Raw genomic sequence first — 7,464 nt, 5'->3', positions numbered from 1 at the left:
AAAAAATTCGCCGAAAAGGCGGCCGAGGTCTATCGCGGCATTCACCGGCTGAGGTATGAGCGGGCAGCGGCTCTTAAGCTGATCATGGTCGCGCCGACCGTGCAGTTTTTACGGATCTTGACTCATTATTTCACCGCTCTGTCCGTCGGCACAAAGGTTGGGCTGTCGCCTTTTATGATCTTTATACCCCTTGTCGCCTTTTTTGCAAGCCTGCCGATCTCTTTCGGCGGTATCGGAGTGCGCGAACAGTCGGCCGCCGTGTTGTTTTCCCAAGTGGGACTGGCAGCCCCGCAGGCGGTTGCGTTCGAATTTCTGGCTTATTTGGTCGGAATATTCGCTTCGCTTCCGGGCGGAATTGTCTTTACTTTGAGAAAGACAAAGCAGAAATAGGAGAGGAGGCGCCTATGCGTCGTGTTATCGGATGGGTAAGCATTTTGATTCTTATCACGTTGATTGTCGGCTGCAGCATGAAACGGCAGTCGATCGGTTCCCGCAACAAGATCGTCGTCATTTCCGATGCCGAGCTCTATTCGCAGGTCGAGCCGGAATTGGAAAAGGCTTTCGGCGTCGAATACTTTACGCCGCAAATCGAGCGGGTTTTCTCACTAGAATTACGTCAACCGGAAGAGTTGGCAAGTCTGCAGCGATTTCCGCACCTGCTCATCGTCGGAACTCTTGCTTCGGAAGGCAAGCTGGGTGAGCTGATCGACAAATTTCTCAGCCCCGCCTCGCGGCAAAGAGTGGAGCAGGACAGCGCATTTATGTTCAGCAAAAAAAATCCCTGGGCAACCGATCAGTTATTGGCTGTGCTCGTTTCGCGCGACGTGGAAACGTTGAAGCGCAATATCGACAAGCACGGCGAGACGTTGTTCGAGCTCTTTGACCGACACGAGCAGGAGGTCGTCTTTAACAACCTCTATCTTCGTTTCGAACAGAAGCAGATCGCCAAAGCCCTGATGGAAAAACACGGCTGGAGTGTGCGTGTCCAGCATGACTATTTTGTTGCAGTGGACTCGAGCGAAGCCCGCCTTGTTTGGCTGCGGAGGCTGATGCCGCAAAGGTGGCTGGCCGTCTATTGGGAGGAGAATGCCGATCCGGCGACGCTTTCCAAAGAATGGATGCTCGATCGGCGCGCCTGGTTCGGCGAAAAATTTTACGACGGCGATTTTGTCTATGAAGACAGCACGCTCAAGGTCAAAGAAGCGCGGGTCAATTTTTGCGGCCGCTATGCCGTTCGTTTGGACGGCGTTTGGCAGAATGCCAAGCATGAAATGGGCGGGCCTTTCCGCTCCTACGGCTTTTACAATGAAAGCGATAAACGGCTTTACCTCATCGATCTGGCCGTTTACGCGCCCGGTGAACGCAAATGGCAGTATATTCGTCAGCTGGATGGAATTGCATCGACTTTTACCGTGAAAGGAGAACAGAAATAATGCCCAAGGTAGCCATACTCATGGGAAGTTCCTCGGACGCTGAAATCATGTCGGCTGCCGAAGAATATCTGCGTTTTTTCGGCATAGAGTATACCACGCATGTTTTGTCGGCGCACCGTACGCCGGAAGAGACGGCGGCGTTTGCGAAAAAGGCCGAAGCGGAAGGCTATTCGGCGATCATTGCCGGAGCCGGTATGGCTGCGCATTTGCCTGGCGTGTTGGCGGCATATACGACTCTGCCGATCATCGGCGTGCCGCTTCCGGGGTCGGCGTTGAACGGCGTCGATGCACTCTATTCCATCGTGCAAATGCCGCCCGGCGTGCCGGTGGCAACCATGGCGATCGGCAAAGCCGGCGCCCGTAACGCAGCGATCTTTGTCGCCGAAATGCTGGCGCTGCATTCTGAAGAAATCAAGAAAAAGCTTTGCCAATTTCGCGCTCAAAAATGCTCTTTGAACTAAACGGACGGCCTGCGTGAAAGTCCTGGTCACCGGTTGCCACGGCTTATTGGGACAACGGCTGGTTGCGTTGCGTCCCGATTCTGTCGAGCTCGTCGCCGTCGATCTTGCGGATGCGCCGTTGTTTATTTCGCCCGCTATTTATCGAGCCTGTGATCTGACGCAACAGATGCAAGTCCGCCGATTGTTTGCGGACACGAAACCGGATTGGGTCATCCACACGGCTGCCTATACCAACGTCGATCGCGCCGAAGAAGAGCCCGAGCTTTGTCGCGCCGTAAACGTTACGGCGGTGGAATACCTTGTCCAGGAATGCCGCCGTTTCGGCGCGACGTTCGTGCAGCTGTCGACCGATTACGTCTTTGACGGCACGGCCGGTCCCTATGATGAAAGCGCACGTCCCAACCCGCTCGGCGTCTATGCCAAGTCCAAATGGGAAGCCGAGGAAATCGTCAAATCGTCCGGCGTCGATTTCATTATTGCCCGCACCATGGTCCTATACGGACGAACTGTGAATAACCGTCCCGAGTTCGTCGGCTGGTTGATCGACAAGCTGCGCAAGGGCGAGCGCGTCCGCATCGTCACCGATCAGTTCGGCAACGTGACCCTTAACGACGAGTTGGCGGCGGCTCTCTGGCGGCTCACGCAGCTGCCGTTTCGCGGCATTATCCACCTTGCCGGCCGCGATGTGCTTTCCCGCTACGAGTTTTCGCTCAAGATCGCCGACTCTTTCGAGCTGGATGCCGGTTTAATTACGCCTGTTACCACGGCCGAGCTGGGACAAAAGGCGCCGCGACCGCTGCGGTCCGGCCTTATCGTTAAAAAGGCTCTCGAGGAGCTCGGTCTCGAATTCTCCGATACCGCCGGCGGATTAAAAAAATACAAAGCGCAATGGAATAAAGAAAATCAACCCTCCATGGAGATGAATTAGTTGAAAGTTTTGATTATCGTACCCACTTTTAATGAACGGGAGAATATTGAAAGGCTGTTAAGTACTCTGCTGGCTCTGCCTGTCAACGGATTGGAGGTACTGGTTGTGGATGACGCTTCCCCTGACGGTACCGGCCAAATCGTAGAGGCGATCGCCGAAAAGGAGCCCCGCGTGCATCTTATTCGGCGGCCGGGCAAGATGGGACTCGGTTCCGCTTATATAGCTGGCTTTCGTTACGGCTTGGCGAATCATTTTGACCTTATCTTTGAAATGGACGCCGATTTTTCGCACGACCCGCACGAAATCCCTAAGATGATCCGCGCCGCGGATAACTATGATGTCGTCGTCGGTTCGCGGTACCTGCACGGCATTACGGTCGTCAATTGGCCGTTGAAAAGGCTGCTGTTGAGCATGGTGGCAAACCTCTACACGAGGCTCATCACCGGCTTGCCTGTTGAGGACTGCACCGCAGGCTTTGTCTGCTATCATCGGCGCGTTCTCGAAAGCATCAATCTCGACCGGATCATTTCCGACGGCTACTCGTTTCAGATTGAAATGAAATTCCGCGCCTGGAAATTTGGATTCAGGATCGGCGAAGTGCCGATCATTTTTGTCGATCGCCATCTGGGCGTGTCGAAAATGTCGAAGCGAATTGTTTACGAAGCCGTCTGGATGGTTTGGCGGCTCAAAATTCTGAGCATCCTGCATAAATTGAAATAACCGGCGCAATGAAGGAATAGAATCATGACTCATTCAGATCATCAAATGAAAAACGGAAACGAGGAACCGGTCGTCATTTTCAGCAACGGAAGCAGGTTGATCGGCGTATTGCATCATGCAAAAGGCAACTGCTGCATCATCCTCTGCCACGGTTTCACCGGCCAAAAGACCGAAAACAAGCGACTTTTTGTCGAGGCGGCGCGTACTTTTGCCGAGAACGGCTTTACCGCTCTGCGGTTCGACTTTTACGGTTCCGGCGACAGCGAAGGGGAATTCGAAGAATCGCGCCTGTCGGTTAATATTCAAAACTTGCGGGATGTCATCAGCTGGTGCCGAGACCAAGGATTTTCACGATTAGCCGTCTTGGGCATCAGCATGGGAGCGGCAACAGCTATTTTGACCGTCGGTTCTGAAAAAGTCGATGCGCTGGTTTGCTGGTCTGCCGTACCGGATACCAAACGCTTGTTTGCCGGCTATCTGCCGAATCTGGACGAAATCAAACAATTGCCCGAGCGGGTAGAGTACGACGGGTGGCTGATTCAACGTGACTTTTTCCTGGATGCACTCAAATACGACGTGGAAACAGCGTTTGCTGATTTGTCGCTACCGAAATTTATCGTTCAAGGAACGGCCGATGCGCCGCTTTTCGTCGAGGGATTCCGGAGGTTTCAGGAGGTTGCTCAGCCGCCGGCTGATTTTATGGAAATCCCGGGCGCCGGTCATACGTTTCAGACGCCGCACCATCGCAAACAGGTTGTTCGACAGACCCTCATTTGGCTGCAGCGTCAATTTTGAGTCAATCTGGAGGCCATCGTTTTATGAACGATACGAATTCCATCTATGAGTCGCCGGGTCTCAACCATGTCTTTATCCAGAAAAAAAGTATCGACAAGCCCCTTAAAAAGCCGCGCCTGATCAAAGCATACCGCAACGAAAGCTTTTTGAACAGCAGCGAAGCGCGGCCGATCCGAATTCTCAGCGAATATTTGGAAGTTGCAGGCCGACTGCGCCACCGCGGCATCAAGGACACGATCGTTTTCTACGGTTCGGCGCGCTTCAAGTCGAGACTCGAAGCGGAAGAGCAGCTCGCTGCCGTTACACGCGAAATGGCGGCGGTAAAAGCTCCCGATGCCGCGCTCATCGAGAAGCTGAAAGCGGCGGAGCGCGATCTCAAGAACTCGCGCTACTATGAAGAAGCCCGACAGCTTGCCTTTTTGTTGGCCAAGTGGTCACAGGAATTGAATGAAAAACATCGGTTCATTGTCTGCTCCGGCGGCGGGCCTGGAATCATGGAAGCCGCCAATCGCGGCGCCGCCGAAGCGGGAAGCCCCACCATCGGCATGAACATCAGCCTCCCCTTCGAGCAGGAAGCCAACCCCTACATCACCGAAGATCTTTCCTTTGAATTTCACTACTTTTTCATGCGCAAGTTCTGGTTCGTCTATTTGGCCAAGGGACTGGTCGTCTTTCCGGGCGGCTTTGGCACCATGGATGAACTTTTCGAACTGCTCACGCTCCGCCAGACGGAAAAGGTCAAAAAGAAAATGTGCGTGATTATTTACGGTACGGAGTTCTGGCGCGAGGTCGTCAATTTTCCCAAACTGGTCGAGTGGGGTGTGATCTCGCCGCAGGATCTCAATCTTTTCTACATGGCCGACGACCCGCAGACAGCCTTTCAGATTTTGAGTTCTCATCTGCAAAAAGAGTTCATCGACAAGACGAATTCTCTGAGTCTCTAAGACTATACTTTCAAGAACATTTCCGCCTGATCATCGTTGTGTCAAGGTAGCAAAACCGATCGAACGGCAAAGCGGAGCCCAACCGCCGAACGCGTTCACGGAACGAAAATGAGGTTTTCCATGAATATTTCGATCAAAGGATTACGAAAGGAATACGACAACGGCTTTCGCGCTCTCGATGATATTGACCTCGAAATCGGCAGCGGGTTGACGGGACTGTTGGGACCGAACGGAGCCGGCAAGACGACCTTGATGCGCATCCTGGTCACTCTCCTCAAACCGACCGCCGGCGAGGTCAAGATCAACGGCTACGATCTGCAAAAAAATCGTCGGGAAATACGCGCCATGCTGGGCTATTTGCCTCAGGATTTCAGCATTTTTTCCAAGCTGCAGACCTGGGAGTTTCTGGACTATGCGGCGGCGCTTGCCGGTCTGCGCAATTCCCGAGAAAGGCGGCAGGCCGTCGATTCCATGCTCGAAAAAGTCGGTCTCTATGAAGTGCGCGATCGGCAGGCCAACAAACTCTCCGGCGGTATGAAGCGGCGCTTGGGAATTGCCCAGGCGCTCATCGGTTCGCCCAAAATCGTCATCGTCGACGAGCCGACCACCGGTTTGGATCCGGAAGAGCGCATTCGCTTCCGCAATCTTCTCTCCGACATGGCACGCAATGACATCATCATCATTCTTTCCACGCACATCGTCGGCGACATTTCCAGCACCTGCCGCGACATGGCCCTGCTCGACCATGGCCGCGTCATTTTTAAAGGCGCGCCGGAAAAGCTCATCGAAGAAGCGCGCGGGCATGTCTGGCAGATACGCGTCGGCGATGCCGAACTGGAGGCCGTCAAGGCAAAATATCCTGTGGTTACCTCCATTCCGGCCGAGGACGGCTGGGACGTTCAGATCGTAGCTGAAGAACTGGACGGCTATCAAGGTATGCCGATCGAACCGAACCTCGAACATGCCTACGTCTATCGCATGGAACGACTGGGTGAGTCTGTTTCTCTCAACTGACAGGTGAAACTATGTTGTCTGTATTCAATATCTGGACGATCGCCCGCTTTGAAATCAAGACGCTGCTGCGCAGCTGGTTTTTCCGCATCTTTTGCGCCGTGGTCCTGCTTGGACTGGCCTTTTTAAACGTTATTTTGTTTACAGCGGCGAACAAGGAGACGCCTTGGTCGTTTCGCGCCATTCCCGCATCGATCTCTTATTTCAATTTTCTCATCCTTAACATTGCACAGGCGGTGATGGCGGTCTTTTTGGCGGCTGATTTTCTAAAGCGCGACAAAGCCGATACGACCGAAGTCATCTATATGCGCTCGATGACCAACGGCGACTATGTTTTGGGCAAAGTAACCGGCCTGCTGATCGTCTTCGGCGGTTTGAATGCGCTGGTATTGCTGATCTCCGCCGTCATTCAGATCGCTTTCAGCGACGTTCCGTTTGCCCTGGCGCCGCACCTAAGTTATTTCCTCCTGATCTCGCTGCCGACTCTGATTTTCATCTTTGGACTTGCGCTGATTACCATGACCGTGCTGAGGCATCAAGCCGTCACCTTTATCCTCCTGCTCGGATTGCTTGCGGTCAGCCTGGTTGTGGTGCGCGAAAAATATGCCGCATCTTTCGACGCCCTCTCGTTCTTTTTACCGCTGGCTTTTTCAGATTTCGTCGGTTTTTCCCAGCCGTCGCTCATTTGGCTGCAGCGGGCCGCCTTCTTTTTCCTCGGCACCGGCTTTATCTTTGTCTCCATACTGCTCTTTCGCAGGCTGCCGCAATCCCGCGCCATGCAGGTCGCTGCAGCGGTTATTGCCATACTTTCATTTATTTCAAGTCCGCTTTGCCTTACACTTTACTACCGCCAAGCTGCCGCAGGGCCCAGGCAGCGAGAAGAGGCGCGTCGACTCAATGAACAGTATGCCGGCGAGCCTATCGTGACTATTAAAGCCTACGATATTGATTTGGACCACAAGGGCGAGCAAATCGAAGTACAGGCTGCCGTGCAGATCGCCAATCAGACCGCCGGACCGATCGGCAAAATGATCTTTAATCTGAATCCGGGTCTGAAAATATACAGAGTGCGTTATCAGAACCAAGACGTACCCTTTCAGCGGCGCCTGCACTTGCTGTTCGTCGAACCGACTCGGCCGTTGTCGCCGGGTGAGGAGGGAACGCTGGAGATC

9 protein-coding genes are annotated in these 7,464 nt (G+C 53.6%); all 9 read left to right on the top strand.

The features are described from left to right. On the top strand, positions 1–390 hold a 390-nt coding region (locus ONB24_06175; protein MDZ7315693.1), incomplete at its 5' end, for a flippase-like domain-containing protein. Positions 391–404: 14 nt separating this feature from the next. After that, positions 405–1,433 (top strand): DUF4837 family protein, encoded by a 1,029-nt coding sequence (locus ONB24_06170; protein ID MDZ7315692.1) that lies wholly within the window; start codon positions 405–407, stop codon positions 1,431–1,433. Next, the gene (gene purE / locus ONB24_06165; protein ID MDZ7315691.1) at positions 1,433–1,894 is read left to right on the top strand and encodes a 5-(carboxyamino)imidazole ribonucleotide mutase; all 462 of its coding nucleotides are present in this window, start codon (positions 1,433–1,435) and stop codon (positions 1,892–1,894) included. Before ONB24_06170 ends, purE begins: the two co-directional genes overlap by 1 nt. Before the next feature lie 13 nt (positions 1,895–1,907). Next, positions 1,908–2,822: a dTDP-4-dehydrorhamnose reductase gene (gene rfbD / locus ONB24_06160; GenBank protein ID MDZ7315690.1), complete on the top strand. Its 915-nt coding sequence runs from the start codon at positions 1,908–1,910 to the stop codon at positions 2,820–2,822. Continuing rightward, positions 2,823–3,542, top strand: a complete 720-nt coding sequence (locus ONB24_06155; GenBank protein MDZ7315689.1) for a polyprenol monophosphomannose synthase — start codon at positions 2,823–2,825, stop codon at positions 3,540–3,542. Between the two features lie 24 nt (positions 3,543–3,566). Next, on the top strand, positions 3,567–4,337 hold the full coding sequence (locus ONB24_06150) for an alpha/beta fold hydrolase (protein ID MDZ7315688.1): 771 nt from the start codon (positions 3,567–3,569) through the stop codon (positions 4,335–4,337). Positions 4,338–4,360: 23 nt separating this feature from the next. Continuing rightward, a complete protein-coding gene (locus ONB24_06145) occupies positions 4,361–5,281 on the top strand; it encodes an LOG family protein (protein ID MDZ7315687.1) in 921 nt (306 codons plus the stop codon). Between the two features lie 120 nt (positions 5,282–5,401). Continuing rightward, on the top strand, positions 5,402–6,295 hold the full coding sequence (locus tag ONB24_06140) for an ABC transporter ATP-binding protein (protein MDZ7315686.1): 894 nt from the start codon (positions 5,402–5,404) through the stop codon (positions 6,293–6,295). Positions 6,296–6,306: 11 nt separating this feature from the next. Next, on the top strand, positions 6,307–7,464 hold a 1,158-nt coding region (locus ONB24_06135), incomplete at its 3' end, for a hypothetical protein (GenBank protein MDZ7315685.1).

The sequence above is a fragment of the candidate division KSB1 bacterium genome (assembly GCA_034505495.1).
Lineage (GTDB): Bacteria > Zhuqueibacterota > Zhuqueibacteria > Residuimicrobiales > Krinioviventaceae > Fontimicrobium_A.
The sequence above is the reverse complement of the archived record's forward strand: the minus strand, read 5'-3'. Positions and strand labels throughout refer to the sequence as shown.

Bases quoted from the DNA above. Each gene is read 5' to 3' on its own strand.
- ONB24_06170 (MDZ7315692.1), top strand. From the start codon at position 405: ATGCGTCGTGTTATCGGATGGGTAAGCATTTTGATTCTTATCACGTTG.
- purE (MDZ7315691.1), top strand. From the start codon at position 1,433: ATGCCCAAGGTAGCCATACTCATGGGAAGTTCCTCGGACGCTGAAATC.
- ONB24_06150 (MDZ7315688.1), top strand. From the start codon at position 3,567: ATGACTCATTCAGATCATCAAATGAAAAACGGAAACGAGGAACCGGTC.
- ONB24_06145 (MDZ7315687.1), top strand. From the start codon at position 4,361: ATGAACGATACGAATTCCATCTATGAGTCGCCGGGTCTCAACCATGTC.
- ONB24_06140 (MDZ7315686.1), top strand. From the start codon at position 5,402: ATGAATATTTCGATCAAAGGATTACGAAAGGAATACGACAACGGCTTT.